We start from the raw sequence: 26,786 nt of genomic DNA, 5'->3' as shown, positions 1-26,786 counted from the left end.
CCATCCTGCTCGCGCTCGTGGCCGCGATCGGTTACGGCGTGAGCGATTTCATCGGTGGAGTCGCGTCCCGCAGGGTCGCGGCTCTACGCGTCGTCATCGTGTCGTACCCGCTGTCGCTGCTGATCGTGCTCGTGATCGCCCCGTTCGCCGGGGGCACCCTCACCTCGTCCTCCCTCGTCTGGGGCGCCCTGGCGGGAGTGGCCGGTGGCGTGGCGGTCTGGTGGTTCTACCTCGCGCTGGCCTCGGGACCGATGTCGGTGGTGTCGCCGCTGACGGCCGTGCTGGTCGCGGGCATTCCGGTACTGATCGGGCTCGCGTTCGGCGAGCGACCCGGGCCCATCGCGTACATCGGGATCGCCGTGGCCCTCGTTGCCGTCGTCCTCGTCAGCAGGGAATCTCCCGACGAGACCGCGGGGGAGGTCGCCGGAGGCAGGGTGCTGCGCTTCACCCGCACCGTGGCGCTGCTCACCGTCGGATCCGGCATCGCGTTCGCGCTCTCCTTCGTCTCGCTGCACCAGATCGGTGACGACGGCGGGATGTGGGCGCTCGCCGTGTCCCGTGCCGCGGCGACCGCGGTGGTGTGGCTCGTCGCATTGTCCGCCGGCCACTTCGTGCTGCCGCACGGCGAACCCCTCAAGCTCGCCGTGTACGTGAGTTTCCTCGACGTCCTGGCCAACGCGGCGATGATGTACGCGTTCCAGGGCGGTCTGCTGTCGCTCGTCAGCGTGATCGGATCGCTGTACCCCGCCGCCACCGTGCTGCTGGCGATGGTGATGCTCGGTGAACGGGTGAGCAGAATGCAGCAGGCGGGGATGCTCCTCGCCCTCGCGGCCGTCGGAATGATCGCCGTGGCCAGCTGAAATACGGCCGCCGACACTCGGGAGGAAAACCGGGATGAATCCGGACCGGGTTCGCGTTACACTGAGTGGCCCCGCGAGACTCGTGGGGCACGTACGGGGCTGAACGGTTTCGACTGCGTACGTTGAGGTAGGGGAAGCGTGTCGGTGCAGGCAAGAGACCACCGTAAGCGTCGCTGCAAACATATAAGCGCCGATTCCAATCAGCGCGACTACGCACTCGCTGCCTAAGTAGCGACTGCGTGTCTGTCAGTCCGGGTTCGCCCTCGGCCCGGGTACTGGCATCAGCTAGAGGGCTTTACCGTTCGACTCGGTCGCGGAGTCGAATGGGACAACCAACAGCGACTGGGATCGTCATCCTGGCTTGTTTGCGAGACTGGGAGATCCAAGTAGAGACATAGCAAACTGCACACGGAGAAGCCCTAGCTTTGCTGCGGAGGACCCGGGTTCAATTCCCGGCAGCTCCACCGAGTCCGGGCCGGACACCACCAGGTGTCCGGCCCGGATTTTTTTGTGCCCTGCGGAGTTCGAACGCCCGCCCCTCAGCCGTGACACGATGTGTGCCGTGTCCCTGACGAAACCGGTGGCCGTGGTCGCCCTGGGTGGTGCACTCGGTGCGTCCGCGAGATTCCTGCTGGCCGAACTGTGGCCGGGCATCTGGACCGTCCTGCTGATCAACGTGGTCGGATCACTGATGCTCGGGTACCTCGCCGAGACGGTCGGACCGGACCGGTTGTGGCGACTGTTCCTGGGAGTCGGGGTCCTCGGCGGTTTCACCACGTTCTCGACGTTCGCCGTCGACGCGGTGCGGGAGGACGCCGTCACCGCGACGCTCTACGTGGTGGCGACCCTGATACCGGCTCTGCTCGCGGCGCGACTCGGGATGCTCGTCGGTCACCGGCACCGGCTGGCGCGACAGGCGGCGGCGGCATGACCGTCCTCCTCGTCGCCCTGGGCGGCGCGCTCGGTGCGACGACGCGGTACCTCACCGGCCGGTACGTCGACTCGTACCGCAGCTTTCCGGTGGCCACCTTCCTGGTGAACGTCGCCGGGTGCCTGATCCTCGGACTGCTGTCGGGGGCGTCGATGTCCGTGCAGACGTTCGCCTTGCTGGGCACGGGTTTCTGCGGCGGACTGACCACGTACTCGACGTTCGCGGTGGAATCGGTGGGACTGCTGCGGATCCGGCGGGCGCTCCCGTCCGTCGTCTACGTGGTCGCGAGTGTGGCGGCCGGACTGGCCGCCGCCTGGCTGGGATTCCGATTGACGTCTTGAGGGCAGACTCCGGTGCGAGGGTGCAGGATGGGTGGGTAGTCGAGTTCGATCCCGATGAGTTTGCAGGAGGTCTCGTGGCGCACGACAGAGCGGGTCAGGTGGCACTGCCGGAGGATCTCGTAGACATCGCGCACCTGGTGACCGCGTACTACAGCGGGGTGCCCGACCCCGAGAATCCCTTGCAGCAGGTGGTGTTCGGGACATCGGGGCACCGGGGGTCGAGCCTGGACAACGCATTCAACGAGGCACACATCCTGGCCACAACCCAGGCCATCGTCGAGTACCGGGCGTCCCAGGGCATCGACGGACCGCTGTTCGTCGGGCGCGACACCCACGCCCTGTCGGAGCCGGCGTGGACGTCGGCTCTCGAAGTGCTGGCCGCGAACGACGTGACGGTGCTGATCGATTCGCGGAACCGGTACACCCCGACCCCCGCGGTCAGTCACGCGATTCTCCGCTACAACCGCAGCGGCCCGGAGTCGCAGGCCGACGGCATCGTCGTGACGCCGTCGCACAACCCGCCCCGCGACGGCGGCTTCAAGTACAACCCGCCGCACGGAGGCCCCGCCGGCTCCGAGGCGACGACGATCATCGCCGATCGTGCCAACGAGTTACTCCGCCGGGACCTCTCGGGGGTGCGGAGAACGTCCGCGGACCGGGCGATCCAGCGGGCCGAGCGGTACGACTTCCTCCGCTTCTACATCGACGACCTGCCGAGCGTCCTCGATCTCGACGCCATCCGGACCGCCGGAGTGCGGATCGGCGCCGACCCGCTGGGCGGAGCGAGCGTCGACTACTGGGGTGCGATCGCCGACACCCATCGACTCGATCTCGAGGTCGTCAATCCGCTCGTCGATGCCACGTGGCGGTTCATGACCCTCGACACCGACGGCAAGATCCGCATGGACTGCTCGTCGCCGGACGCCATGGCGTCGCTGATCGGAGCCCGGGACCGGTTCGACATCTCCACCGGAAACGACGCCGACGCGGACCGGCACGGGATCGTCACTCCCGATGGGGGACTGATGAATCCCAATCACTACCTCGCGGTGGCCATCGACTACCTGTTCTCGCACCGCAGGGGGTGGGGTTCGACGGTGAAGGTGGGCAAGACGCTCGTCAGTTCGTCGATGATCGACCGGGTGGTCGGGAGCCTCGGCCGCGAACTGCTGGAGGTGCCGGTGGGTTTCAAGTGGTTCGTCCCCGGACTTCTCGAGGGCTCGCTCGGCTTCGGTGGCGAGGAGAGCGCGGGTGCGTCGTTCCTGCGTCACGACGGCGGGGTGTGGACCACCGACAAGGACGGGATCATCCTGGCCCTGCTCGCTTCGGAGATGACGGCGGTGACCGGCAAGACACCGTCGGTCCGGTATCGGGAACTGGCAGAGCAGTTCGGCAGCCCCGCCTACGCCCGCATCGATGCCCCCGCCACCCGCGAGCAGAAGGCGGTACTGGCGAAACTGTCGCCCGAACAGGTGTCGGCCACCGAACTGGCGGGGGAGCCGATCACCGCGACGCTGACGAGTGCCCCGGGTAACGGCGCGGCCCTCGGCGGCCTGAAGGTCACCACCGAGTCGGCGTGGTTCGCGGCGCGGCCGTCGGGCACCGAGGACGTCTACAAGATCTACGCCGAATCCTTCAAGGGCCCGGATCATCTCGCGGAGGTGCAGGCGGCGGCCAAGGAACTGGTGGCCGACGTCCTGAGGTAGGTGTTCGGCCGGGGTAGGTGCCGCCGCCGAAGCGGGGGCACCTACCATCGGATTCAACTATGAACACTCGCGCAGCCGGGCTGCCCGCCGGGCGCAGCCCGCGGCTCCCATCGGAAATCTGGGTGCTGGTCTCGGCCAGCTTCGTCATCGCACTCGGATTCGGGATCGTCGCACCCGCCCTCCCGCAGTTCGCCCGCAGTTTCGACGTGAGCGTGACGGCGGCCACCGTCGTGATCTCGTCGTTCGCGTTCATGCGCCTGGTCTTCGCCCCGGTCAGCGGCCGGCTCGTGCAGAAACTGGGGGAGCGGCCGGTCTACATCACCGGTCTCCTGATCGTCGCCGCCTCGACCGCCGCCTGCGCGGTCGCGGGGGACTACTGGCAGTTACTCGTCTTCCGCGCACTCGGGGGCATCGGCTCGACGATGTTCACGGTGTCGGCGATGGGCCTGGTGATCCGCATCGCACCGGTGGACAGCCGCGGCCGAGTGTCCGGGCTCTATGCGACGAGCTTCCTGATGGGATCGATCTCCGGACCCCTCGTCGGCGGGCTGCTCGTCGGATTCGGACTGCGGGTTCCGTTCGTCATCTACGCGATCGCCCTCGTCATCGCGGCCGCGGTCGTCTTCGTGAGCCTGCGCGGTTCGCACCTGACGGCGCCCGACGCCACCGCCGCCGGAGCTGCCATGACGCTCCGGGGGGCGCTCGGGCAGCCCGTCTACCGCGCCGCGCTCGGCTCCAATTTCGCGTTCGGCGGGGTGATCTTCGGCGTGCGGGTCGCGATGGTCCCGCTGTTCGTCGTCGAGGCGCTGCACCGCGACGCCGCCCTCGCCGGCATCGCCCTCACCGTCTTCGCCGTCGGCAATGCACTCGTCCTCATCGTGTCCGGGCGGTTGTCCGACGTCTACGGCCGGAAGCTGTTCGTCCTGCTCGGACTGCTGGTGTGTGGCGCCAGCACCGTCGGGATGGGACTCAGCGAGAACCTGCTGGTTTTCCTGGTGCTGTCCGGTATCGCGGGCATCGGTTCCGGAGTGATGAGTCCCGCGCAGCAAGCCGCGGTCGCCGACGTCGTGGGCGCGAAGTCCCGGGGTGGTCCCGTGCTGGCGACCTTCCAGATGGTCGCCGACGTCGGCGGAGTCCTCGGACCGGTCGGAGCGGGTCTGCTCGCCCAGCACCTGTCCTACGCGGTCGCATTCGGCGTCACCGGCGGGGTCATGCTCCTCGCCGCAGTGGGCTGGCTGCTCGTGCCGAACAAGCCGGCGCCCAAGGTGTCGGTCGAGGCAGTCTGACCGGCGCCTTCGGTACGCTCGTTCGAGTGTGGATCAAGGTCGTCTCCCTTCTCGCCCGGCTGTCTCTCGCCGCCGTCTGGCTGGTTTCCGGCGCACTCAAAGTCGCCGACCCCGCCCAGACGATCATCGCGGTCCGCGCCTACCAGCTGCTTCCCGAGGACCTCGTCCGGCCCGTCGCCAACACGTTGCCGTTCTTCGAGATCGCGCTCGGGCTGCTCCTGCTGATCGGGCTCGCCGTCCGCGCCACTGCCGCGGTGTCCGCCGCGCTCCTGCTCGTGCTCATCGCTGTGATCGTCTCGGTGTGGGCCCGCGGGCTGTCCATCGACTGCGGATGCTTCGGCGGCGGCGGTGCGGCCGACGTGAACGGCTGGGACTACACCAAGGAGATCCTCCGGGATGTGGGCTTCCTCGCACTGGCCGTGTGGCTGATCGTGTTCCCCCGTTCCCCGTTCGCGCTGGGGCTCGGCTCCCGCGCCACTTTCTCAGTGACCCCTCAGCAGACGGTGGCAGAGTAAGCATTCGGTAAATCGATCCGACGTCGAAGGACTGCATCCACGTGAGCTCGAAGAACAAGTACAACCCGCAGCCGGAGTCCAGCCGGTCCACCTACATTCTCGGTGGGCTCGCGGTACTGGTCATCGCCGTACTGGTCATCGGTGGTGTGATCTGGCAGAGCAACCGCAGCAAGCCGCGCAACGACGGTTACGGCGGGGTCCAGAACTCCGAGGTCCAGGTGGCGCTGCAGGACGACGGTGTCGTACTTCTCGGCCGCCCCGACGCGGCCACCACGGTCGACCTGTTCGAAGATCCCATGTGCCCGTACTGCGCCGAGCTCGAGAACAAGAACGGCCAGGAACTCGCGCAGGCCATCGACGACGGCAAGGTGGCCGTCCGGTATCACGTCCTGAACTTCCTCGACCAGCTGTCGGCCAGCGGTGACTACTCCACCCGGGCCGTCGCGGCATCCGAGTGCGTCGCAGAAACCGGTGACGCCGTGGCGTATTCGGCGTTCCACGCCGCGCTGTTCTCCCCGTCGAACCAGCCGAAGGAGAACGGCAGTTCCGATCACACCAACGAGGAGCTGGCGCAGATCGCCGGCGACGCCGGAGCCTCCGACGAGGCCGTCCAGTGCATCACCACCGGTGCGAAGGTCGAGCAGGCCCGTGCGCACGCCGAGGCGGGCCGTCAGGCCCTCGCCGCGAGCGGCGCTACCGGCACCCCTGCCGTGGTCAAGGACGGCACCGTGATCGATGCACTCTCCAATGAGAACTGGGTGTCGCAGCTGTAGGCGGCTCCGCCGCCCGTGCGCGGTTGACGAGTGTCTGGACTCCTTAACCACGCACGGGCGCGAAGCGCCTCTGACCAGGCGATTTGTTGGCCAGGTCGGCAATGGTGTAACTTTCTTCGAGCACGGAGGAAGTCATTCCGAGTGCGGAGAACAACCGAATACGGGGCTATGGCGCAGCTGGTAGCGCACCACACTGGCAGTGTGGGGGTCAGGGGTTCGAGTCCCCTTAGCTCCACTTTCGAGAGAAGCCTCTCATCCGCAGACAATGCGGGTGGGAGGCTTTCCTCATTCATCCCCCTTGTCCCGGTGGGACACTGGCGTCATGACATTCACTGTGACGCATCGATCATTCGACCAATTGGCGGAGTTCGCCGTCACCGACTTCGGCGACGACGACAGCTATAGCGTTCACGAGTCCGGGGCGCTCGTCATCGTCCGTGCCGCCCGGGAGTTGATCTACGCCCCTGGAAGCTGGTTCCTGGTGGAGCGGGAGGACGGGCAGGAGGACGGTTCGCCGGGCAACTACATGTGACCGACCAGCGCAGCGACGGCACTCAGGGTCGAACTCGCACATACGTTCGATAACCGGGTAGATTCGACGTGTGGCCGCCAGAACCGAAACCGCGCCGGGGCGCTGTCCGAACGGGCACACGCTGGCCGCCAACACGTGCCTGGTGGGGTGGGAGGTGTGCGGGTGCGCGACGCCGAACAACGGCGGGCACCGCACCCATTTCTGCCGGCGATGCGGCGCGACCGTCCGGACTCCGCCGTGCAGTGGCGCGGCGTCCGGCGACGGTCGGTGAGCGGGCGGTTATCGGATCGGTTGCCTCGCGGCCGTGGGGTTGCCCCAGATCGTGTCGGATTCGTCCTGGAGCACGAGTGCGACCAACCTCTCGGTGCCTGCCATGAATGTGGACGCCGCGACGCGCACCCAGATCCAGTGGCCTTCCCGGTGGCGGATTCGCAGATATGCTGTCGCGCTGGTGCTTTCCGTGCCCAAGACCCGTGCGAGCATGGTGCCCCACAGTTCGGCGTCGTCGGGGTGGAACAGATGCTCGTGTTCGAGGTCTGCGAATTCTTCGGTGTCGTAGCCGATCAGGGCCGCGCAGGCGGGGTTGCTGAACACGAGGTTTCGTTCCCGGTCGTGAACGCTGATCGCGTGGGGGATGGACTCCATCAGTGCAGCGAATCCGTCGCTATCCAGTTGTCTCACTGTCCCCCCTCGGGCATCTTCGATGGCGCCCACATCGTACGCCGCGCCTCGGATCTTCGGGCGGTGTCGCAGTTAACGACGAGCAACGTCCGATAGCGAACCTGATCCGTGGGGATAGGGTGACGGGATGCGGTTCGTCACCATCGTCCAGGCCTCCGCGTTCGTCCCCGTGTGGCTGCGGGTTCTCCTGCTGATGGCGGCAGGCGCGAAAGTGTGGGGAGCCGGCATCTATTCAGGCTGCCACTTCGGCAGCAAGGACGTCACGATGGGGCTGGGGACGTTCGTCAACCGCGGAGTGCTGTTCGACGGCACCGCGCCCATCACGCTCGGCAGGCAGGTCGCTGTCGGGCACCGGGCCCAATTCATCACGAGCACGCACGAGATCGGTCCGAGCTCCGGCCGGGGCGGGCGGGTGGTCGACCGTCCGATCGTGATCGGCGACGGATGCTGGATCGGCGCAGGCGCGATCATCCTCCCCGGAGTGACGGTGGGGGACGGATGTGTCATCGGGGCGGGCACGGTGGTCACCCGCGACTGCGAGCCGAACGGGCTCTACGCCGGGTCGCCCGCGCGTCGTGTCCGCGACCTCGACTCGTCGCCGTCCGTGCGCTGAGCGCCGGCCCGGCGTTCGACGGCGACCGCTCGGTTCACGCCGTCGAGAAACCGTGAAATGGTGGCTCTTTCGACAACGTCGAAGTCGTCGAGGACGGCGGCCGTCCGGTCGATGAGCGGTCCGAAGAACGTCTGACCGAGATCGACGGCGCGGGGTGTCACGGCGAGCAGCGACCTGCGACGGTCGTCGGCGTCCCGGTCGCGCCGGATCAGGCCGGCTTTCTCCATGCGGTCGAGGAGGGCGGTGACCGAGGCGGAGTTGATGCCAAGCTGACCTCCGAGCCATCCGGGAGTGGCGGCGAGTCCCGCGCGGTCGGCGTCGAGGATGCAGATCAGGGCGCGCAGATCGGTGGTGTGCAGTCCGTGTAGTTGCGCGAATTCGGCACCGAGCAGGTTCAGCTCGACTGCGAGTGCACGCAGCCGGTGCACGGTCCGTGCGCCTTCGTCCGGGTTCACGCCCTGCAATCTACTGCGCCTTTTCGTTCGATTGTCTAGTATCTCGATAGTCGAGATAATTGGAGGAGGGCTGATGTCGGCAGTCGACGACTTCTTCGCCGCCTACGACGCGCTGCTGGACGACTGGCCGGTGAACGTCACCCCCGTCGACGTCCCGACACCGTTCGGGTCCACCCGGGTGAACGCGTGCGGACCCGAGTCGGGGGCGCCGCTTGTCCTGCTGCCGGGAGGCGGGGCGACGTCGACCGTGTGGATCGCGAATGTCGCGGCGCTCGCCCGCAGTCACCGGGTGCTCGCGGTGGACGTCATGGGCGACGTGGGGCGCAGCGTGAACGACGGTGCACCGCTGCCGCTGCGCACGGCCCTGAATCTGTTCGAGTGGCTGGATGCGGTGCTCGACCACCTCGGAGTGAACGCGTCCGCGGTGGTCGGTCATTCGTACGGCGCCATGATCGCCCTCGCCTACGCGCTGCACGGTTCCCGTCGCGTCGAGAGCCTGGTGCTGCTCGACCCGACGTCCTGCTTTGCGGGCATGAGTCCGAAATACCTGCTCCGCGCGGTGCCGGTGCTGATCAGGCCGACACAGAAGCGGCAGCGGAGCCTGATCGACTGGGAGACGGCAGGCGCCGGAGTCGACCCCCGGTGGCTTCGTGTCACCGCGCTCGGGACGGCCGCCTTCGGCCGCACCACGCTCGTGGTGCCGCCACGCCCGAAGCCGGACGCGCTGGCGAGGCTGACCGCCCACACGGCGGTGGTGCTGGCAGGAGAGAGCCGGGCGCACGATCCGGGCAGGGTGGCGGCGAACGTTCGCCGGTTGCTCCCGTCGGCCACGGTCACGACGATTCCCGGAGCCACACATCACGGGCTGCCGATGGCGCCCGCTGCCGACGTCGACGCGGCGATCCTCTCCGCGGGGGCGGGGCGTTAGGATGGGCGCCCGGTAGATCGTCGAGGTCCCACGGAGGTCGCAGCGTTGGCGAAGAAGCGGATTCCCGTCGTCATCGTCGCCGGATTCCTCGGTTCGGGAAAGACCACTCTGCTCAACCACGTGCTGCGCAACAACCGCGGGGTCCGGGTCGGCGTCATCGTCAACGACTTCGGTGCCGTGAACATCGATTCGATGATGGTGGCCGGTCAGGTCGATTCCATGGTGTCGCTGAGCAACGGCTGCATGTGCTGCGCCGTCGACGTCAGCGACATGGACGAGATGCTGGACCGCCTGGCCCATCCCACGTCGCAGATCGACGTGATCATCGTCGAGGCGAGCGGACTCGCCGAGCCGCGCAACATGATTCGACTCGTTCTCGGTAGCACCAACCCGCACGTCGTGTACGGCGGTCTCGTCGTGATGGTCGACGGTGAGCAGTTCGAGGACATGTCGGCGCAGCACCCGGACCTCGGCAAGCACGTCACACTCGCCGACCTCGTGATCCTGAACAAGACGGACCGCATCGACGACGGCCGACGCGCCGCCGTGCAGGCGATGGTCCGCGACTACAACGACCGCGCGCCCGTCCTGACCACCGACCACGGCCGGATCGAGCCCACCCTGTTGTTCGACCGGGAACCCGGGCGTGAACCGGCGGCGGGGGAGCAACTCACCCTCGACCAGCTCCTGCTGGACCAGCACGACCACTGCGAAGACCACGATCACCTGCACTCGTCCTACGAGGCAGTCGATTTCGCCTCGGACGACCCGATCGATCCGCGGCGGCTCGTCGAGTTCCTCGAGAAGCGGCCGGTCGGGATCTACCGGATCAAGGGATTCGTGCACTTCGCGGTGCCCGGGCAGTCGCGGAAGTTCGAGGTGCAGACGGTCGGTCCGCACATCAGATTCACGTCGACGCGGTGGGAAGCCGGCGAGGAGCGGGCGACCCAGCTGGTGCTCATCGGCGCCGACATCGAGGCCGAGCAGGTGCGGACCCGGCTCGCGGACTGTGTCGTGGCGGAGGGAGAAGAGGCGGACCCCGGCGCGATGCTGGGCGTGCACCGCTATACCGTGACCGCGTGACCGAGTCTGCGTGTAGTCCTGAAACGAATCCCGAGCCAGCGCTGTCCGTGTACGACGCGATCCGTCGTCGCCGCGACGTGCGGGCCGAGTTCACCGGGGAGCCGATCGCGGCCGACGTGCTCGACCGCATCCTGGGCGCGGCGCACTGCGCCCCCAGCGTCGGCAACACGCAGCCGTGGGATTTCGTCGTCGTGCGCGACACCGAGACACTGACCACGTTCGCCGACCACGTGGCGGGCGCGCGGCGACGTTTCGCGGACTCGCTGCCCGAAGACCGGAAGAAGACGTTCGATCCCATCAAGATCGAAGGGATCTGCGAGAGCGGCATGGGCATCGTCGTCACCTACGACCGGAGCCGCGGCGGCGAACACATCCTCGGCAGGCACACGGTCGACGACACCGGTCTGTTCTCCGCGGTGCTCGCGATCCAGAATCTGTGGCTCGCCGCGGCCGCCGAGAACGTCGGCGTCGGCTGGGTGTCGTTCTACGACGAGCCCTATCTCACCGAGCTGCTGGGAATCCCCGACCCGGTGCGTCCCATCGCCTGGCTGTGCGTGGGGAAGGTTGCCGAGTTCCAGCAGGTGCCGGACCTCGAGCGCTTCGGGTGGCGGGGGCGCCGGCCACTGGCCGACGCCGTCCACCTCGAGAAGTTCTAGCCCTGACGGCGGCGTGAGCCACCGGCGGACGCCGTCCGGGTGCCGCCGCCCGTGGACGCAGCGGCACGCGGGCGTCCGGCCGCACCCGAGCGGGAGCGACGTGCGCCGCCGCCCTGACCGTGTGCGCGACCGCCCTGGCCGCGTCCACCCTGGGCGCCGCCCGGTCGCTGATTGCGTCCGCCGCCGTTCGACGCCGGTGCCGCCTTGGGGGCGGGGGCGACGTGCGGTGCGATGTCGCCGACGAGGTCGAGCACGTGTGCGGAATCCGCGGTGCTGCGGACGGGGGTCACCTTGATCGCGGCCTTGCGCATGAGCACGGCGAGGTCCTTGCGCTGCTCGGGCAGCACGACCGTCACGACGTCGCCTGCGCTGCCCGCGCGTGCGGTGCGACCGGAACGGTGCAGGTACGCCTTGTGCTCGGCGGGCGGATCGACGTGGACGACCAACTGCACGTCGTCGACGTGGACGCCGCGCGCGGCGACGTCGGTGGCCACCAGCACGCGTGCCTCACCGGCGGAGAACGACGCGAGGTTGCGGTCACGGGCCGCCTGCGACAAGTTGCCGTGCAGGTCGACCGAGGGGATTCCCGCCTCGGTGAGCTGACGGGCCAGCTTGCGGGCCTGGTGCTTGGTGCGCATGAACAGGATCCGGCGTCCGGTTCCGGACGCCAGTCGCTCGACCAGCTTGCGCTTGGCTTCGACGCCGTCCACGTCGAACACGTGGTGCGTCATGGCCGCGACAGGCGAGTTCGCCTCGTCGACCGAGTGCAGGACCTCGTTCTTCAGGAACCGCTTCACCAGCTTGTCGACGCCGTTGTCCAGGGTGGCGGAGAACAGCAGCCGCTGCCCCTGCTGGGGAGTCGCGGTGAGGATGCGGGTGACGACAGGCAGGAAGCCGAGGTCGGCCATGTGATCGGCCTCGTCGAGCACGGTGATCTCGACGGCGTCGAGGCTCACGAACTTCTGCTTCATCAGGTCTTCGAGCCGTCCGGGGCACGCGACGACGATGTCGACGCCGGCCTTGAGAGCGCTCACCTGACGGTTCTGGGAGACACCACCGAAGATCGTGGTGACCCGCAGGTCGTAGGCGGCTGCGAGGGGCTCGAGGGTTGCGGTGATCTGCGTGGCGAGCTCGCGGGTGGGGGCCAGGATCAGGCCCACCGGGCGGCCCGGGCGACGCTTTCCGCCCGACAGTTCACCCGCGAGGCGGGACACCATCGGGATGGAGAAGGCCAGCGTCTTACCGCTGCCCGTCTTGCCCCGGCCGAGCACGTCGCGGCCCGACAGCGTGTCGGGGAGGGTGTCGACCTGGATGGGGAACGGGGAGGTGATCCCCTTGTCGGAGAGTGCTTTCACCAGTGGTTCACGGACACCGAGCGCGGCGAACGTCGTGTCGGGAGTATGTGTATCAGACAAGTGGTCAGGCCTTTCGGGCACAGGGTTGTGCCCGGAGGGCCGATACGGAAGGTCTCCGTCGGAGCTCGAGCACAGGTTGGCGGCGTTGCCGGTCGGCAAGCTTCTTCGCCGTAAGAAGAGCGGATGCGGTGGTGCACATCCAACAGGATTCGGGTGACCGAACTGAATGCGTTCTACGACGCTGGATGACCGTCGTGGTCACCTAGTGATCGCCACTCTACCCGGTGGCAGCCGAACGGTCCGACCGAGGAGTCACAAACCGACCCATTCCGAGGCCCCGTCGGCGAATTTCTGCCGCTTCCAGATCGGTACCTCATGCTTGATGCGCTCCACCAGTTCGGCGCACGCGGCGAACGCCTCGGCGCGGTGTGGTGCGGCGACCGCGGCGACCACCGCGAGGTCGCCGACGGTGAGGGATCCGACCCGGTGGATGGCCGCCACGGGCAGTCCGGTGGACGCCGCGACCTCCTCGCAGACGGTACGGAGGAAGCGTTCGGCGTCCGGGTGCGACTGGTATTCGAGGTCCGAAACGGATTGTCCGCCATCGTGATTGCGCACGACTCCGGTGAACACCACGACGGCGCCGTGCTCGGGCCCGGCCACGGCGGCGTCGACGACGGCGGGATCGAGGGGTTGATCCGAGATCTGGGCGAGGATGTCAGGCATCGTGCGCACCTCCGCCGGCGACCTGAGCGAGGAGATGGTCGACGATGGGGTCGAGGACGGACAATCCGTCCTTGACGCCGCCCGGCGAACCGGGGAGATTCACCACGACTGTGCCGTTCGCCACACCCGCGAGTCCGCGGCTCAGCGAGGCGTGTGGGGTGACCTCCGTCCCGCGATTACGGATGGCGTCGGCCACACCGGTCAGTTCGCGGTCGAGCACCGCACGGGTGGCCTCCGGGGTCGCATCCGTGGGGGAGACGCCGGTGCCACCGGTGCTGATGATCAGCGCCGGATTGCCGGACAGTGCGTCGGCGAGGCCGGCCGCGATGTCGGCGTCCGCGTAGACCAGCGGACCCCGGGTGGTGAAGCCACGGTCCTCGAGCCACGCGGCGATCACCGGGCCGGTCGTGTCTTCCCGAGTGCCCTTCGCGGCGCCGGTCGAGGCGACCAGAACGGCCGCGGATCGCGGCGTCACCGTGGGGGTTCCGGTGCTCTGCTGCTCACGCGTCCAGTGTCCGCGTTTGCCGCCGTCCTTGGTGAGCAACCGGACACCGTCCAGTGTCGCGGCAGGGTCGACGGCTTTCACCATGTCGTGCAACGTCAATCCGGCCACCGCCACGGCGGTGAGGGCCTCCATCTCGACACCCGTCGGGCCCTTCGTCTTCGCCGTGGCCTCGATCGTGATGGCATCGTCGGTGAAACCGAACTCCAGCTTCACCGACGACAGCGCGAGCTGATGGCACAGCGGGATCAGCTCGGACGTCTTCTTCGCCCCCGAGATCCCGGCGATCCTGGCCGTCGCGAGAACGTCCGCCTTGGGCAGATCGTCGGCCCGGACCAGCTCGATCACCGCAGGTGTGGTGACCAATTGCCCGGCGGCCACCGCGATTCGGGTCGTGTCCGCTTTCGCGCTCACGTCGACCATGCGGGCGCGGCCCTCACTGTCGAGGTGCGTCAGGTCGCTCATAGGGGTATCACCTTCACGAGTTGGCCGGCGTCGAGCGCGGTGACATCGGCGGGAACGTCGACGAGGACGTCCGCCCATGCCATCGCGGCGACGAGATGGGAACCGGGGCCGGACACGAGTTCGACTCCGGCGTCGGTGCGGCGTGCGCGGAGGAACTGCCGCTTGCCGGGAATGGAGGTGACGGCCGCGGCGAGCGGCAGCTCCTCGGGTTCCGTCACGGGGAGCCCGGCCGCGCGCCGGATCTCGGGACGCGCGAACACCTCGAACGAGACGAGCGTGCTCACCGGGTTCCCGGGAAAGTTGAGGACGGGCGTGCCGTCCACGACGGCGGTGCCCTGCGGGCCGCCCGGTTGCATCGCGACGTGACCGAACTGTGCGCCGAGCGGGGAGAGCGTCTCCTTGACCACCTCGAAGTCGCCCATCGACACCCCGCCGGAGGTGAGGACGAGATCGGCGGTGGTGGTCGCCTCCGCGAGCAGGGTCCGGAACTCGGCCGGGTCGTCGCCGCTGCGGGTGATCGAGACGACCTCGGCGCCGTTGGCCCTGGCGCTCGACGCGAGGGCGATGCCGTTGGAGTCGTAGATCTCTCCGGGGTGCAGCGTGGTCCCGGCGTCCACCAGTTCGGCCCCCGTGGTGATCACGGCGACGCGGGGACGCGGACGCACCGGGACGCGCTGCAGCCCGACGGCGGCAAGGACGGCGATGTGCCGGGCGGCGAGAACACTGCCTGCGGGCAGCAGGAGCGTGCCCTCCCGGACGTCGCTGCCGCGCTCGCGCACGAATTCGCCCGCGGCGCGTGAGCGTTCGATGCGGACCTGTCCGTCCGCGGCCTCCGTGTCCTCCACCGGGACGACGGCGTCGGCACCGTCGGGGATCGGCGCACCGGTCATGATCCGGTAGGCGGTCCCGGGAGTGTGGGTGGTGGTGCCGGCCGGTCCCGCGGCGATCACGCCCAGCACCGGCAGCACAGCAGGCACCGACGCGACGGATTCGGCGTCGACCGCGTACCCGTCCATCTGCGAATTCCGGAACAACGGCAGGTCGACGGGGGAGTGGACGTCGGCGGCGAGGGCGCGCCCGAGTGCCTCGCCGAGCGGAATCTCCTCGGCCGGGCGCTCATGGAGCGTCGCGAGGAGTTCGGCGACGTGCTGGGTGTGCTGCTCCACAGAGCGTGCGGTCACGATGTTCCTCCGGCCATGGTCACCAATCCTAGGCATCCCTCCAACAGGGCGACGAGGGCACCGCGCCGGACAACGGTCACCCCCTCGCGGCATACTGGACAGATGCAGCGAAAGGCAACTCGATGACGGCGGTGGCGATGGGCATCCCGACCGTCCGGTCGTCGGTCTCGCTCGCGGGCAGGCCCGACGTCGACCAGCTGGTCGACCGGTTCGGCCGGGTCGCGCGTGACCTGCGGGTGTCCATCACCGAGAAGTGTTCGCTGCGCTGCACGTACTGCATGCCCGAGGAAGGCCTGCCCGCCATCCCGGCGGAGAACCTCCTCACCGCGGATGAGATCGTCCGGCTCGTCGACATCGCCGTCCACCGCCTCGGTGTGCGCGAGGTGCGGTTCACCGGGGGCGAGCCGCTGATGCGCGTGGATCTCGAGCAGATGATCGCCGGGTGCGCCGAGCGCGCGCCGGGGATCCCGCTCGCGATGACCACCAACGCGGTAGGTCTCGAGCACCGCGCGGCCGGGCTCGCGCGCGCCGGACTGACGCGGGTCAACGTCTCCCTCGACTCGGTCGATCGTGAGCACTTCGCGAGACTGACGCGGCGCGACCGGCTGCCGTCGGTGATCGCCGGTATCCGCGCCGCCGCCCGAGCCGGACTGGCGCCGCTGAAGATCAATGCGGTGCTGATGCCCGAAACGCTCAGTGGAGCGGCCGATCTCCTGGAGTGGTGCCTGAGCGAGGGCGTCGCACTGCGGTTCATCGAGGAGATGCCGCTCGACGCCGATCACGAGTGGGCACGCGAGAACATGGTCGCCGCCGACCGGTTACTGGCCGTCCTCGGCGAGCGGTTCACCCTCACCGAACACGGGAGGGAAGATCCGTCGGCGCCCGCCGAGGAGTGGCTCGTCGACGGCGGACCGGCCACGGTCGGGATCATCGCGTCCGTCACTCGCTCGTTCTGCTCCGACTGCGACCGCACCCGCCTCACAGCCGAGGGAACGGTACGGTCGTGCCTGTTCAGCGATCAGGAGATCGACCTGCGGGCGGCCCTGCGGTCGGGTGCGGGCGACGAGGAGCTGGCGCAGTTGTGGCGCGGCGCGATGTGGAACAAGTGGGCAGGCCACGGAATCAACGCGGACGGCTTCGCCCCGCCGCAACGGAGCATGGGAGCAATCGGTGGTTGACGTGACAGGCATTTCCGTTCGGTACTTCGCGGCCGCCGCCGACGCGGCCGGCTGCACCAAGGAAACTCTCGACCTCCCGGTCGGCGCCGACCTCGGCCAGGTGAAAGAACATCTCCTCGCCAAGTACGGACCCGAGATGCAGCAGGTGCTGTCGGTCTCCGCGTTCCTGGTGGACTCCGAGCTGACACGCGATCTAACCCGCACCGCCGGTACGCAGGTGGACGTGCTGCCGCCGTTCGCCGGCGGCTAGCGGGCCGCGTTCACGGAGTCGGCCAGCCACCGGTCGAACGTGATCGTTCCGAACCGATTGTCGGGCACCAGGTTCGATCCCTCCCGAAAGAACTGGCCCATCGCGCCCGGAAAAGGCACGGTCACGACGAACCCGTGCGTCCCGGTGGCCTTCTTCCACGCCGCCGTCAGATCGCGGGCGGTGCGGACCTCCGGGCCACCGATCGTGATCGGCCCCTCCGGCGCCGGTTCGGCGGCCAGGGCGGCGTCGACCAGCGCGGTCGCGACGTCCCTGGTATCGATGGTCTGGAAGCTCGTCTTGGAGAAGGCGGGGATCAACCCGGTCCGGCTCGCCGGCTTCGCGATCATGGGAATGAAGTCGTGGAACTGGGTCGCCCGTACGATCGACGTCTCCATCGCGGCACTCTCGTAGACCCGTTCCTGCTTCCGCTTCGCCTGGTAGTACGGGAATTCGCTTCGGTCGACGTTGACGATGGAGAGCAGCACGGCGCGCCCGACTCCCGCGCCGTCCGCGGTGGCGAGGAGGTTCTCGGCGCCTTTCTCCAGCACGGCCCGGGTGCCGCGGGTCTTGCCGTCGGTGGTGTCCACCACGACGTCGACCCCGTCGAGTGCTTCGGCGAGGCCGTCACCGGTCACGAGATCACCGTGGAAATGGGCGATCTCGCTGCCCGGCGCACCGCCGTGCCGGGTCAGGACCCGGACGGAGTGACCGCGCGCGAGGAACTCCTTGACCACCTGCCGGCCCGCAGTGCCGGTACCGCCCGCGACGAGCGCCTGGACCATCGGGTCACCGCCACCACGTGTCGAGCGGGGTCACCGGGACCGTGCGCTTGTGGCGGGTATTCAGGAACATCGTCTCCAGCTTCTGCGCGACGGCGTCCGGCACGTCCTTGCCTTCGAGGTAGTCGTCGATCTGGGCGTACGTGACTCCCAGCGCTTCCTCGTCCGGGAGGGCGGGCCGATCGTCCTCGAGATCGGCGGTGGGGACCTTCTTCCACGTGCTCTCGGGTGCGCCGAGTTCGCGCAGGAGCGCGGCGCCCTGACGCTTGGACAACCCGGTCAACGGGGTGACGTCCACGCCGCCGTCGCCGAACTTGGTGAAGAAGCCGGTGATCGCCTCCGCGGCATGGTCGGTGCCGACGACGAGATACCCGAGCTGGCCGGCGATCGAGTACTGGATCACCATGCGTTCGCGGGCCTTGATGTTTCCGCGGACGAAGTCGCGGAGTTCGCCGCCGTCGCCGATGATGTCGCGGAGTGCCTCGGACGACTCCTTCGCGGTGGCGTCCGCGCCGGGCTTCACGTTGACGACCACCGACCGGTCGGGCTTGATGAAGTCGAGCGAGATCTGCGCGTCGGACTCGTCCGCCTGTGTGCCGTAGGGCAGCCGCACGGCGACGAACTCGGCGTCGTGGCCCTCGTCACGCAGTTCGCTCGCCGCGAGCTGGGCGAGGCGTCCGGTGAGGGTGCTGTCCTGACCGCCGCTGATACCCAGGACGAATCCCTTGGCCGGGGTCGACAGCAGGTAGTCCTTCAGGAACTGAACACGTTTGCGGATCTCGTCAGCCGCATCGATGGTGGGCCGGGCACCGAGTTCCTCGAGGATCTGCGCACGTAGATTCGCCATGACAGAACTCTAGCGAGTGCCCCTGACGAGCGCAGGGTACGGTTCCGCGCATGAGTAGATCGGACGTTCTGGTGGTCAGCGCGACCAAGGCGGAGGCGGTGCACGTCCCGGCCGAGTTCGAGGTCCTGATCACCGGGATCGGCAAGGTGAGCGCCGCCGTGGCCGTGGCGTCCGCACTCGCCGACTACCCGCGAACCGACAAACCGCTCGTCGTCAACATCGGCACCGCCGGTGCGTTGCACGAGCACCACAGCGGCCTGTTCACGCCGTCGACGGTCCTCAACCACGACATCAGTGGCGACGCCATCCGGGCGCTCGGGCACGAGGTGGCCGATCTCCTCGCCCTGCCGGACGGCGACGGTTCCGTGCTCGCGACCGGCGACCTGTTCGTGGCGGATGCCGCGGTGCGCGACGTACTGGCCCGGCGAGCCGACCTCGTGGACATGGAGGGTTTCGCCGTCGCCTACGCCAGCGCTCGCGGCGGCGCCCGGTGCCGGCTGGTCAAGCACGTCAGCGACACCGCCGACGACTCGGCACTGGACTGGCCTGCCCGGATCGATGCGAGTGCCCGGGAACTCGGGTGCTGGCTCGCGGCTCTCTAGCTTGCCCGCAGTGTCAGCCCGATCCCGTCGCTGTTGACCAGTCGCAGCGAGTCCGAATGGACGCTGTAGCCCGTCTCCCCGGTCAACGCCGCGAGCACGGCACGCTCGACCTCGGAGACGTCCGGGGGGCACGCCATCCGGGTGGTGGCCCAGGGTCCGAACGAGATCGAACTCTGCTGCACGTCCGCGGTTCCGGTCATGCGGTTGCAGCCGGTGAAGCCGGACGCCGAACCGTCGCCGGCGATGAGCAACTGGGGTGCCGTCCTTTCCAGTGCCTCCGTCGTCGTGACCGCGTCCGGGCTGATCAGCGCGGTGACCGTCCAGGTGGTCCCGACGACGGGCCGATCCGGCCGGACGACCTTCTCGTCCGTCAGCGTCACCGAACCGGTGGGGGTGGTGAGGGTGAGCGTGTCGCCGCCGAGGGTCCAGTTCGGCTGCGCGTCCAGCAGTGCCGCCACCCAGGCGTCCGCGCCGGCGGCCTCTCCCGGACACGCCATCAGCGTCATCGCGAGCGGACCTGCCACGACCTTCCCGCCGGACAGATCGACGTCGGCGCTGCCCTGATTGCATCCGGCCTCGACGGAGAGGCGTCCGGGGTCGGTGAAGCCGAGCACGAGCGGCCCACCGCCGGGAATGGGATCGCCCTCGACGGAGGTGGAGATGTAGGTGCGACCCACCGGATCCGGGGGCGTGGTCTGCGCGTCCCCGCCGCAGGCGGTGAGCGAGGCGAACGTCAGGAGGCCGAGAACGGTGGCGGTGGTGCGCATTCCCCGAGGTTAGACAAATTGTCCGGATTCGGGATCAACATCGGGTGACGCGCCGGATCAGGTCCTCCCAGGCGTCGCCGAGACGCTCCACGGACATCCCGAGGTCGCGCAGTTCGTGCAGTACCAGCGTGGCCTCGAGCGGTGCGAGCAGGGAACACGCCAGCAGTTCGTGGTCGCCGTGCACCCCGGCCGCGCGAAGCAGGGACACGACGTGGCGCACGGACACCGCCCGGGCGGGTGCGGCGAACCGGAACTCCAGAGAATTCTCGGCCGCGCGCTGGACCTCACCCTGCACCTCGACGATCGCGATGCGGGCGTGCCCGAAGGCGATCAGCCGGTCGATCGGGTCGGCGCCAGGACCGAGCGGTGGTGGACCGAACATGAAGGACTGCTGGAGTTCCCGTTCGGTGTGGTCGAGGAGTGCGTGCATGAGGCCCGACCGGCTGCCGAACCGGCGGAACACTGTGCCCTTGCCCACACCGGCCTTGCAGGCGACCGCGTCCATCGTGACGGCGTCGACGCCGCGCTCCGCGACCAGCAGCGCGGCCGCATCGAGCAGAAGGCGCCGATTACGTGCGGCGTCTCCGCGTTCCGGGGGATCGACCCCGATCTGGGGCAGCAGGGGACTGGTCACGCCTCGCATCCTACCGCGACGGGAACATAAGTGGACCGCAGTCCGTTTAGTTGCTATACATGTTCACGAGTCGCCCTACGCACCATCGAAGGATTATTGACATGTCACAGACCAACGTTCTCGTTCTCGTCGGCAGCCTGCGCGCCGCCTCGGTCAACCGTCAGCTCGCCGAGACCGCGATCGCCGTGGCGCCCGAGGGTGCCGAGGTGACCGTGTTCGACGGCCTCGGAGACGTCCCCTTCTACAACGAGGACATCGACGTCGCCGGTTCCATCCCCGCCGTCGAGGCGCTGCGCGACGCCGCCGGCCGCGCCGACGCGCTCCTGCTCCTCACGCCCGAGTACAACGGCACCATCCCCGCCGTCCTCAAGAACGCCATCGACTGGATCTCCCGGCCGTACGGCACCGGCGCCGTGAAGGACAAGCCCGTCGCCGTCATCAGCGCCTCGCCCAGCGGCAACGGTGCCCAGTGGGCGCACGAGGACACCCGCAAGGCCGTCCGCATCGCAGGCGGCAAGGTCCTCGAGGACGTCACCCTCGCCATCGGCGGCACCATCGACAAGTTCGGTGACCGGCACCCGCGCGAGAACGCCGAGGTCGCGCAGCAGGTTGCCGACGTCGTCGCCAGCCTCGTCGACGCCACGAAGCAGCTCGTCGACGCCTGACGATTCCGCTCACGCGGCGCCGCCGTCGCTACAGCCCGGTTCGATCCAGGGCTGCGTCGACGGCGTCGCGCACCGAGTCGAAGTCTTCTCCGGCCGCCAGGGCAGAGTCCCTGGCGGCTTCTATCTGTTCGCGCACCGTCTCGTACCGCGCGACCCACTCCTCCTTGTTGTCGCGCCAATATCCGATGACGTCGTAGCGGTCCGCGTGCCAGCCCAGGTCGTGGCGCAACCAGCGCCGCACCACCCGCGACACCTTCGCCTCGCCCGCGAACCACACGTATCCCGGTGCATCCGGTCGCGGCCAGTCGCGAGCCGCCTCGGCGAGCAGACTGTCGCCGGCGCCGTTTCCGCTCCCGTCCAGCCACGTCACGGTCAGCGCGGCATCGGTGGCGAACTGCTGCCGGTCCTCGGGGGTCGTGACCTCCGCGATCACGTGTACCCGCGCCGAGCCGGGTAGCTCCTCGACGATCCGGCCGACCGCGGGCAGTGCCGTCATGTCGGCGACGAGGAGCTGCCACCTGGTGTCGGCGGGCGGCGCGTACCATCCCGAGGCGGTCGAGAACCCGAGCGTCTCGCCCGGGCGCGCGCCCGCGGCCCAGTGCGCCGCGGTCCCGCCCGCATGGACGGCGAAATCGATGTCCATCTCCAGTGCGTCCGGGTCCCAGCGGCGCACGGTGTAGCTGCGCTTCTCCGCGCCGTCGGGCGGGAAGGCGAGGAGCAGGCGCTCGTCCGGCCTCCCGCTGGTCTCGAATCGACGGAGGTCTCCGCCCGCGAGGGTGATCCTCTGCATGTTCGGCGTGACCCGCTTCGTGCGCGCCACGGGCGCCGACCAGTCGAGGTGGTCCTGGGAGTCGTCGGACATGCGCTCAACGTACCGGGACGGGCCCGGCAGTTACCGGTCGGCAAGCGTGCGGCGCGCGTCGTGCGCGCCGCCCCGGTGTGCCCGGCCGCGGGCGGTCGGGGAGCGGCGTCGCCGGGTGTGACGAGTGCGCCGCTCGGCGGGCTCCGCGATGGTCCGGCGGAGTCGTCTCCGGCCGGCCCGGACGGCGCTCTCCCGGGGCCCGCACCGCGGATGCGGGCGTGTCCTCCGAGGTGACGTAAGCTCCCGGAGCCTCCAGTGCACGAGCGCGATGCGAGGGGTGTTCCGCGTCACGCCGAAAATGTGATGTGCGACACGCCGGAGCGAGCACGAAATTTATGGTCCGCGGGATGACGACCTGGGAATTTCATCAATGTGACTCACAACATCTCGGGTTAAGTGTTTCTGTCGGCCACTAGGTGTAGTGTCTTGAGCACTGAGAGACCACAACGAGAACCGACTCGGTGAGCATCTCCATCGGGGGTCACCGCCATCTCGATCAGGGGAAGTCTCAGTGCGCTGAACACACACTTCGTCAGCTCCATTCGGCAGTGGAAAGAGGGACTTCATGAGCATCACCGTCTACACCAAGCCCGCTTGCGTTCAGTGCAATGCCACCTACCGGGCCCTCGACAAGGCGGGTATCGAATACTCCGTCGTCGACATCACCGAAGACCCCGAGGCCCGGGACTACGTCATGGCACTGGGATACCTGCAGGCGCCCGTGATCGTGGCCGGTGACGAGCACTGGTCGGGCTTCCGCCCCGACCGCATCAAGACCCTCTCGGCAAACGCTGCTTGAAGCGAGGCGATCGCACCGCCCGAGGCGGAGTTCGATCCGATTCCCGGGCGGCAGTAAACGGTAGTACTAGTCCAGATGGTGGAAACCGATGACATCGCTGGTGTACTTCTCCAGCGCCTCGGAGAACACGCACCGATTCGTCCAGCGGCTCGGGCTGCCTGCGACGCGCATACCCATTCATGACCGCGAGGGCACCTTCGAGGTTCGCGAACCCTACGTGCTGATCGTCCCCACCTATGGCGGGGGAACGACGGCCATGGGCCGCGACACCAGTTACGTCCCGAAGCCGGTCATCCGATTTCTCAACAACACACACAACAGGTCGCTGATCCGAGCAGTGATCGCGGCAGGAAACACCAATTTCGGTGAATCCTATTGCTTTGCAGGAAACATCATTTCTCAGAAATGCCACGTTCCCTACCTCTACCGCTTCGAACTCATGGGCACAGCCGAGGACGTCGAGCGGGTCAGGGCCGGTCTGGGTGAATTCTGGGATCACTTAGACGACGAGGAGCACGAGAAGTGGCGCCGACCATCACAGACACCATCGACGCGGGGAGCGTAGAGCGCGACGCGCGCGGTGGAGACTCGACGAACGGTCTCGATTACCACGCACTCAACGCAATGCTCAACCTGTACGGCCCCAACGGTGAGATCCAGTTCGACAAGGACGTCGCCGCCGCCCGCCAGTACTTCCTGCAGCACGTCAACCAGAACACCGTCTTCTTCCACAATCTGGACGAGAAGCTCGACTACCTCGTGGAGGAGAACTACTACGAGCCCGAGGTCCTCGACCAGTACTCGCGCGCGTTCGTGAAGTCGCTCATCGATCACGCCTACGCTAAGAAGTTCCGCTTCCCGACGTTCCTGGGCGCGTTCAAGTACTACACCTCGTACACGCTGAAGACGTTCGACGGCAAGCGCTACCTGGAGCGGTTCGAGGACCGCGTCTGCATGGTCGCGCTGACGCTCGCCGCCGGCGACGAGGAACTGGCGACCAAGCTCGTCGACGAGATCATCGCCGGCCGGTTCCAGCCCGCCACCCCGACGTTCCTCAACTCCGGCAAGAAGCAGCGCGGCGAGCCCGTGTCCTGCTTCCTGCTGCGCATCGAGGACAACATGGAGTCCATCGGCCGCTCCATCAACTCCGCCCTGCAGCTGTCCAAGCGCGGCGGCGGAGTTGCGTTGCTGCTCAGCAATGTTCGCGAGCACGGTGCCCCGATCAAGAAGATCGAGAACCAGAGCTCCGGTGTCATCCCGATCATGAAGCTGCTCGAGGACTCCTTCTCGTACGCCAACCAGCTCGGTGCTCGTCAGGGCGCGGGCGCGGTGTACCTGCACGCGCACCACCCGGACATCTACCGCTTCCTCGACACCAAGCGTGAGAACGCGGACGAGAAGATCCGCATCAAGACGCTGTCGCTGGGTGTGGTCATCCCGGACATCACGTTCGAGCTGGCGAAGAAGAACGAGGACATGTACCTGTTCTCGCCGTACGACGTCGAGCGCATCTACGGTGTCCCGTTCGCGGACGTCAACGTCACCGAGAAGTACTACGAGATGGTCGACGACAAGCGGATCCGCAAGTCGAAGATCAAGGCGCGCGAGTTCTTCCAGACCATCGCCGAGCTGCAGTTCGAGTCGGGCTACCCGTACATCATGTTCGAGGACACGGTGAACCGGGCCAACCCCATCGAGGGCAAGATCACCCACTCCAACCTGTGCTCGGAGATCCTGCAGGTCTCGACGCCGTCGCTGTTCAACGACGACCTCTCGTACAGCGAGGTCGGCAAGGACATCTCCTGCAACCTCGGCTCGCTGAACATCGCGAAGACCATGGACTCGCCCGACTTCGCACGCACCATCGAGGTGTCGATCCGCGCACTCACCGCGGTGTCCGACCAGACGCACATCTACTCGGTGCCGTCGATCGAGCAGGGCAACAACGACTCCCACGCCATCGGCCTCGGACAGATGAACCTGCACGGGTACCTGGCCCGTGAGCGGATCTTCTACGGCTCCGACGAGGGCATCGACTTCACGAACATCTACTTCTACACCGTCGTGTTCCACGCGGTGCGGGCGTCCAACCGGATCGCCATCGAGCGGGGCACCCACTTCAAGGGCTTCCCGCAGTCCAAGTACGCGTCCGGCGAGTACTTCGACAAGTACACCGATCAGGTGTGGGAGCCGAAGACGGAGCGGGTGCGGCAGCTGTTCGCCGAGTCCGGTGTGCACATCCCGACGCAGGACGACTGGCGCGAGCTGAAGGCGTCCGTGCAGAAGTACGGCATCTACAACCAGAACCTGCAGGCCGTCCCGCCGACGGGCTCGATCTCGTACATCAACTACTCCACCAGCTCCATCCACCCGGTGGCGTCGAAGATCGAGATCCGCAAGGAAGGCAAGATCGGCCGCGTCTACTACCCGGCGCCCTACCTGACCAACGACAACCTGGAGTACTACCAGGATGCCTACGAGATCGGGTACGAGAAGATCGTCGACACCTATGCCGCCGCGACGCAGCACGTCGACCAGGGGCTGTCGCTGACCTTGTTCTTCAAGGACACCGCCACCACCCGCGACATCAACAAGGCGCAGATCTACGCGTGGCGCAAGGGCATCAAGACGCTGTACTACATCCGGCTACGCCAGATGGCTCTGGAGGGTACCGAGGTCGAAGGTTGCGTTTCCTGCATGCTGTAGGCGGCTCCGCCGCCCGTGAGTACTTAGCCGAACGAAGTGAGGAATCAATGGTCAAGCTGGTGAGTCGCGTATCCGCGATCAACTGGAACCGCGTCCAGGACGAGAAGGACGCCGAGGTGTGGGACCGTCTCGTCGGCAACTTCTGGCTCCCCGAAAAGGTGCCGGTGTCCAACGACATCCCGTCGTGGGGGACGCTCACGCCGCAGGAGAAGCAGCTCACGATGCGGGTGTTCACGGGGCTGACGCTCCTCGACACCATTCAGGGCACCGTGGGCGCGGTCAGCCTCATCCCCGATGCCATCACCCCGCACGAAGAGGCGGTGTACACCAACATCGCGTTCATGGAGTCGGTACACGCGAAGAGCTACAGCTCGATCTTCTCGACGCTGTGCTCCACCCGCGACATCGACGACGCCTTCCGCTGGTCCGAGGAGAACCCGAACCTGCAGCGCAAGGCCGAGATCGTCATGGACTACTACCAGGGCGACGAGCCGCTCAAGCGCAAGGTGGCATCCACCCTGCTCGAGAGCTTCCTGTTCTACTCGGGCTTCTCTGGTCGTCGCGGGCGAAGCTCACCAACACCGCCGACCTCATCCGCCTCATCATCCGCGACGAGGCCGTGCACGGGTACTACATCGGCTACAAGTACCAGAAGGGCCTCGAGCAGCTCACCGAGGCCGAGCGCGACGACCTCAAGAACTACACGTTCGAGTTGCTCTTCGAGCTCTACGACAACGAGGTCGACTACACCCAGGACCTCTACGACGAGGTGGGCCTCACCGAAGACGTCAAGAAGTTCCTGCGGTACAACGCCAACAAGGCGCTGATGAACCTCGGCTACGAGGGTCTGTTCCCCAAGGACGAGACGGACGTCAACCCGGCGATCCTGTCGGCGCTCTCACCCAACGCGGACGAGAACCACGACTTCTTCTCCGGCTCGGGCAGCTCCTACGTCATCGGCAAGGCCGTCAACACCGAAGACGAGGACTGGGACTTCTAGAGCGACCCGCTCGCGACTTCTAGAGCGACCCGCTCGCGACTTCTAGACCCGTCGCCCAATGTCACACCGGTTCGGTTCGACTGCACCGGTGTGACATTGGGCGAACTG

At 67.6% G+C, this 26,786-nt stretch carries 30 protein-coding genes, 1 tRNA gene, 1 other RNA gene and 1 pseudogene; 22 read left to right on the top strand and 11 right to left on the bottom strand.

Annotation, left to right across the window (positions count from 1 at the left end):
- Positions 1-5: 5 nt before the first annotated feature.
- The 10 genes from AZG88_RS03815 to AZG88_RS03770 all read left to right on the top strand — a co-directional run bounded on the left by AZG88_RS03815 (position 6) and on the right by AZG88_RS03770 (position 6,944).
- Positions 6-860, top strand: a complete 855-nt coding sequence (locus AZG88_RS03815; protein ID WP_080578160.1) for a DMT family transporter — start codon at positions 6-8, stop codon at positions 858-860.
- A 95-nt stretch (positions 861-955) separates the two neighbouring features.
- Positions 956-1,327, top strand: a transfer-messenger RNA (tmRNA) gene (ssrA, locus tag AZG88_RS03810).
- 86 nt (positions 1,328-1,413) lie between these two features.
- Positions 1,414-1,791, top strand: coding sequence for a fluoride efflux transporter FluC (locus tag AZG88_RS03805; protein ID WP_005240230.1), 378 nt, complete (start codon positions 1,414-1,416; stop codon positions 1,789-1,791).
- On the top strand, positions 1,788-2,132 hold the full coding sequence (gene crcB, locus AZG88_RS03800; protein WP_005240232.1) for a fluoride efflux transporter CrcB: 345 nt from the start codon (positions 1,788-1,790) through the stop codon (positions 2,130-2,132). Before AZG88_RS03805 ends, crcB begins: the two co-directional genes overlap by 4 nt.
- Before the next feature lie 74 nt (positions 2,133-2,206).
- On the top strand, positions 2,207-3,838 hold the full coding sequence (gene pgm / locus AZG88_RS03795) for a phosphoglucomutase (alpha-D-glucose-1,6-bisphosphate-dependent) (protein ID WP_025432316.1): 1,632 nt from the start codon (positions 2,207-2,209) through the stop codon (positions 3,836-3,838).
- Between the two features lie 59 nt (positions 3,839-3,897).
- A complete protein-coding gene (locus AZG88_RS03790) occupies positions 3,898-5,124 on the top strand; it encodes an MFS transporter (RefSeq protein WP_005240244.1) in 1,227 nt (408 codons plus the stop codon).
- 26 nt (positions 5,125-5,150) lie between these two features.
- A complete protein-coding gene (locus AZG88_RS03785; RefSeq protein WP_005240245.1) occupies positions 5,151-5,639 on the top strand; it encodes a MauE/DoxX family redox-associated membrane protein in 489 nt (162 codons plus the stop codon).
- A 41-nt stretch (positions 5,640-5,680) separates the two neighbouring features.
- A complete protein-coding gene (locus AZG88_RS03780) occupies positions 5,681-6,412 on the top strand; it encodes a DsbA family protein (protein ID WP_005240246.1) in 732 nt (243 codons plus the stop codon).
- Positions 6,413-6,574: 162 nt separating this feature from the next.
- Positions 6,575-6,647, top strand: a tRNA-Ala gene (locus AZG88_RS03775).
- A gap of 87 nt (positions 6,648-6,734) precedes the next feature.
- The gene (locus AZG88_RS03770; protein WP_005240247.1) at positions 6,735-6,944 is read left to right on the top strand and encodes a hypothetical protein; all 210 of its coding nucleotides are present in this window, start codon (positions 6,735-6,737) and stop codon (positions 6,942-6,944) included.
- 279 nt (positions 6,945-7,223) lie between these two features.
- On the opposite strand, the gene AZG88_RS03765 is transcribed toward AZG88_RS03770, so the two are convergent.
- Positions 7,224-7,625, bottom strand: coding sequence for a PAS domain S-box protein (locus AZG88_RS03765; RefSeq protein ID WP_005240249.1), 402 nt, complete (start codon positions 7,623-7,625; stop codon positions 7,224-7,226).
- Between the two features lie 127 nt (positions 7,626-7,752).
- Between AZG88_RS03765 and AZG88_RS03760 the strand changes: the two genes are divergently transcribed.
- On the top strand, positions 7,753-8,238 hold the full coding sequence (locus AZG88_RS03760) for an acyltransferase (protein ID WP_005240250.1): 486 nt from the start codon (positions 7,753-7,755) through the stop codon (positions 8,236-8,238).
- Here AZG88_RS03760 and AZG88_RS03755 read toward each other — a convergent pair.
- A complete protein-coding gene (locus AZG88_RS03755) occupies positions 8,178-8,702 on the bottom strand; it encodes a MarR family winged helix-turn-helix transcriptional regulator (protein ID WP_025432317.1) in 525 nt (174 codons plus the stop codon). The genes AZG88_RS03760 and AZG88_RS03755 overlap by 61 nt on opposite strands.
- Positions 8,703-8,766: 64 nt before the next feature.
- Here AZG88_RS03755 and AZG88_RS03750 point away from each other — a divergent pair, with 64 nt between their 5' ends.
- The 3 genes from AZG88_RS03750 to bluB are packed head-to-tail and all read left to right on the top strand — an operon-like array spanning position 8,767 to position 11,360.
- A complete protein-coding gene (locus tag AZG88_RS03750; protein ID WP_061041154.1) occupies positions 8,767-9,621 on the top strand; it encodes an alpha/beta fold hydrolase in 855 nt (284 codons plus the stop codon).
- Positions 9,622-9,666: 45 nt separating this feature from the next.
- Complete coding sequence (locus AZG88_RS03745) at positions 9,667-10,704, top strand: CobW family GTP-binding protein (protein WP_005240256.1); 1,038 nt, start codon at positions 9,667-9,669, stop codon at positions 10,702-10,704.
- On the top strand, positions 10,701-11,360 hold the full coding sequence (gene bluB / locus AZG88_RS03740) for a 5,6-dimethylbenzimidazole synthase (protein WP_005240257.1): 660 nt from the start codon (positions 10,701-10,703) through the stop codon (positions 11,358-11,360). The genes AZG88_RS03745 and bluB overlap by 4 nt, the downstream gene beginning before the upstream one ends.
- Here bluB and AZG88_RS03735 read toward each other — a convergent pair.
- From AZG88_RS03735 to AZG88_RS03720, 4 genes are all read right to left on the bottom strand, one after another.
- Positions 11,357-12,775, bottom strand: coding sequence for a DEAD/DEAH box helicase (locus tag AZG88_RS03735; protein WP_025432318.1), 1,419 nt, complete (start codon positions 12,773-12,775; stop codon positions 11,357-11,359). The two genes, bluB and AZG88_RS03735, sit on opposite strands and share 4 nt — an antisense overlap.
- 252 nt (positions 12,776-13,027) lie before the next feature.
- The gene (locus tag AZG88_RS03730; protein WP_025432319.1) at positions 13,028-13,441 is read right to left on the bottom strand and encodes a molybdenum cofactor biosynthesis protein MoaE; all 414 of its coding nucleotides are present in this window, start codon (positions 13,439-13,441) and stop codon (positions 13,028-13,030) included.
- Entirely contained in the window at positions 13,434-14,408 is a 975-nt protein-coding gene (moaCB, locus tag AZG88_RS03725; RefSeq protein WP_005240264.1) for a bifunctional molybdenum cofactor biosynthesis protein MoaC/MoaB, read from the bottom strand. Before moaCB ends, AZG88_RS03730 begins: the two co-directional genes overlap by 8 nt.
- Entirely contained in the window at positions 14,405-15,589 is a 1,185-nt protein-coding gene (locus tag AZG88_RS03720) for a molybdopterin molybdotransferase MoeA (protein ID WP_005240266.1), read from the bottom strand. Before AZG88_RS03720 ends, moaCB begins: the two co-directional genes overlap by 4 nt.
- A 122-nt stretch (positions 15,590-15,711) precedes the next feature.
- Here AZG88_RS03720 and moaA point away from each other — a divergent pair, with 122 nt between their 5' ends.
- Both moaA and AZG88_RS03710 read left to right on the top strand, forming a co-directional pair.
- Complete coding sequence (gene moaA / locus AZG88_RS03715) at positions 15,712-16,767, top strand: GTP 3',8-cyclase MoaA (protein ID WP_005259589.1); 1,056 nt, start codon at positions 15,712-15,714, stop codon at positions 16,765-16,767.
- Positions 16,760-17,017, top strand: a complete 258-nt coding sequence (locus AZG88_RS03710) for a MoaD/ThiS family protein (RefSeq protein WP_025432320.1) — start codon at positions 16,760-16,762, stop codon at positions 17,015-17,017. Before moaA ends, AZG88_RS03710 begins: the two co-directional genes overlap by 8 nt.
- Here the strand turns inward: AZG88_RS03710 and AZG88_RS03705 are convergent.
- Together AZG88_RS03705 and nadE are read right to left on the bottom strand one after the other, a co-directional pair.
- The gene (locus tag AZG88_RS03705; RefSeq protein ID WP_005240271.1) at positions 17,014-17,799 is read right to left on the bottom strand and encodes an SDR family oxidoreductase; all 786 of its coding nucleotides are present in this window, start codon (positions 17,797-17,799) and stop codon (positions 17,014-17,016) included. The genes AZG88_RS03710 and AZG88_RS03705 overlap by 4 nt on opposite strands.
- A 4-nt stretch (positions 17,800-17,803) precedes the next feature.
- Positions 17,804-18,643 carry an ammonia-dependent NAD(+) synthetase gene (gene nadE, locus AZG88_RS03700; protein WP_005240272.1) on the bottom strand — a complete coding sequence of 280 codons (840 nt, stop codon included), beginning with the start codon at positions 18,641-18,643 and terminating at the stop codon, positions 17,804-17,806.
- Between the two features lie 50 nt (positions 18,644-18,693).
- On the opposite strand from nadE, the gene AZG88_RS03695 reads away from it, so the two are divergent.
- Positions 18,694-19,245: a nucleosidase gene (locus AZG88_RS03695; protein ID WP_005240273.1), complete on the top strand. Its 552-nt coding sequence runs from the start codon at positions 18,694-18,696 to the stop codon at positions 19,243-19,245.
- Here AZG88_RS03695 and AZG88_RS03690 read toward each other — a convergent pair.
- Both AZG88_RS03690 and AZG88_RS03685 read right to left on the bottom strand, forming a co-directional pair.
- Positions 19,242-20,012 carry an META domain-containing protein gene (locus AZG88_RS03690; RefSeq protein ID WP_005240276.1) on the bottom strand — a complete coding sequence of 257 codons (771 nt, stop codon included), beginning with the start codon at positions 20,010-20,012 and terminating at the stop codon, positions 19,242-19,244. The two genes, AZG88_RS03695 and AZG88_RS03690, sit on opposite strands and share 4 nt — an antisense overlap.
- Before the next feature lie 34 nt (positions 20,013-20,046).
- Positions 20,047-20,646 carry a TetR/AcrR family transcriptional regulator gene (locus AZG88_RS03685; RefSeq protein WP_005240279.1) on the bottom strand — a complete coding sequence of 200 codons (600 nt, stop codon included), beginning with the start codon at positions 20,644-20,646 and terminating at the stop codon, positions 20,047-20,049.
- A gap of 101 nt (positions 20,647-20,747) precedes the next feature.
- On the opposite strand from AZG88_RS03685, the gene AZG88_RS03680 reads away from it, so the two are divergent.
- Positions 20,748-21,311 carry an NAD(P)H-dependent oxidoreductase gene (locus tag AZG88_RS03680; RefSeq protein ID WP_005240282.1) on the top strand — a complete coding sequence of 188 codons (564 nt, stop codon included), beginning with the start codon at positions 20,748-20,750 and terminating at the stop codon, positions 21,309-21,311.
- A gap of 28 nt (positions 21,312-21,339) precedes the next feature.
- Here the strand turns inward: AZG88_RS03680 and AZG88_RS03675 are convergent, their stop codons facing one another.
- Positions 21,340-22,173 carry a siderophore-interacting protein gene (locus AZG88_RS03675; RefSeq protein WP_061041152.1) on the bottom strand — a complete coding sequence of 278 codons (834 nt, stop codon included), beginning with the start codon at positions 22,171-22,173 and terminating at the stop codon, positions 21,340-21,342.
- Positions 22,174-22,738: 565 nt separating this feature from the next.
- Here AZG88_RS03675 and AZG88_RS03670 point away from each other — a divergent pair.
- From AZG88_RS03670 to nrdF, 4 genes and pseudogenes are all read left to right on the top strand, one after another.
- Positions 22,739-22,972, top strand: a complete 234-nt coding sequence (locus tag AZG88_RS03670; protein ID WP_005240286.1) for a redoxin NrdH — start codon at positions 22,739-22,741, stop codon at positions 22,970-22,972.
- An 88-nt stretch (positions 22,973-23,060) separates the two neighbouring features.
- Positions 23,061-23,537 carry a class Ib ribonucleoside-diphosphate reductase assembly flavoprotein NrdI gene (gene nrdI / locus AZG88_RS03665; protein WP_005259574.1) on the top strand — a complete coding sequence of 159 codons (477 nt, stop codon included), beginning with the start codon at positions 23,061-23,063 and terminating at the stop codon, positions 23,535-23,537.
- On the top strand, positions 23,495-25,678 hold the full coding sequence (nrdE, locus tag AZG88_RS03660; RefSeq protein ID WP_005240290.1) for a class 1b ribonucleoside-diphosphate reductase subunit alpha: 2,184 nt from the start codon (positions 23,495-23,497) through the stop codon (positions 25,676-25,678). Before nrdI ends, nrdE begins: the two co-directional genes overlap by 43 nt.
- 47 nt (positions 25,679-25,725) lie before the next feature.
- Positions 25,726-26,678 (top strand): annotated as a pseudogene (gene nrdF, locus AZG88_RS03655) (class 1b ribonucleoside-diphosphate reductase subunit beta).
- Positions 26,679-26,786 lie beyond the last annotated feature (108 nt).

It is taken from the genome of Rhodococcus sp. LB1 (genome assembly GCF_001583455.1).
Taxonomy (GTDB): Bacteria; Actinomycetota; Actinomycetes; order Mycobacteriales; family Mycobacteriaceae; genus Rhodococcus_F; species Rhodococcus_F opacus.
The sequence above is the reverse complement of the archived record's forward strand: the minus strand, read 5'-3'. Positions and strand labels throughout refer to the sequence as shown.